The organism is Chitinophaga sp. 01L420 (genome assembly GCF_056399985.1).
Window position 1 is genome coordinate 1 of the sequence record NZ_JBFTSK010000126.1, and the last position, 1,141, is coordinate 1,141.

A 1,141-nucleotide genomic window follows, 5' to 3' on the forward strand; every position below is an offset into this window, starting at 1 on the left:
GTCAGGTTCACCGTCCAGGCTTTACCGGCTTTCCAGCCATTTGGTAAAGTAGCAGTGATCACGGCACTTTGTCCTTCGTTCACGCTATCCGGCACACTGCTCAGTTTGATGGAATCACCGGCAGGGAATGGATACTGCGCATCCTTGATCGTCAGGTCAAGCGTTGCTGGCGCAAAGGTGTAAGGAGTGCTATAAACATCACTGATTGTTGGATTCACATGAATATCTTCCACATCTTCTACCAGAATATCGCCGGCTACTTTCAGTTCAGCAGCACCGGAAGTACCGGTAAAGCTGGTATCTGTTGGCAAACTGTAATCGGTGCCACGGGTAGCGGCGCCTGTAGATGGCAGAGATATCTTAATAGGTATTTCCGTACTCACGCCAGCAGGTAAACTAAACCCAATCTGTTGGGTATTGCCTTCCGGCATGCCGGCAGCAGGTGGCGTGAATGTAATTTTTGTTTTAGTCGCATCTCTGCGGGTAGCATCATAGATCTTCAGTTGCGCATCGACTACCGTGTAACCGCTGGCAGCACCGGAGATATTCAGTTGCTCATCTTTTTCTATGATCTGATCTGCRATCGCTTTAATCACTGCGGCGGTAGTAGTAAATACTGCCGTGTCTTTCGGGAATATGATAGACGTTTGCAGGTATTGGAAGTCGGTAGCAGCTGCTTCAGTACCGGCCACTTTCGTTGTTAAGGTAATGGTCACTGGTCTGGCAGAGCGGTAACCAGCTGGCAGTGACATTTTGAACGCGGTACTGTTGCCTTCATTTAATGTTGAGCTATCTGGTGTCAGTGTCAGTTTCTTCTGCGCAGGGTCCGTGAGATCCTTAACGTAAATATGGGCGCTGGTAGCAGGCATATTTACATTGCCTTTATTACCATCTACATTTAAAAGCCCTTCATCATTAAACACCTTATTGGTCAATGTCTGAATAGCGGTGGCATCGCCGTGATCCGCTCCGCTGGCAATGGTGATCGTAGCAGGGAGACTGGTATAACGGCTATCTGCAATAGTAGATGATACCACATCTTTTGTCAGGTTCACCGTCCAGGCTTTACCGGCTTTCCAGCCATTTGGTAAAGTAGCAGTGATCACGGCACTTTGTCCTTCGTTCACGCTATCCGGCACAC

At 48.6% G+C, this 1,141-nt stretch carries 1 protein-coding gene; it reads right to left on the reverse strand.

What is annotated here, in order from left to right; translation table 11 throughout:
• Nucleotides 1-1,141 (reverse strand): hypothetical protein (locus AC1DP6_RS36440; RefSeq protein WP_477059303.1); only part of this gene is annotated, 1,141 nt, incomplete at both ends.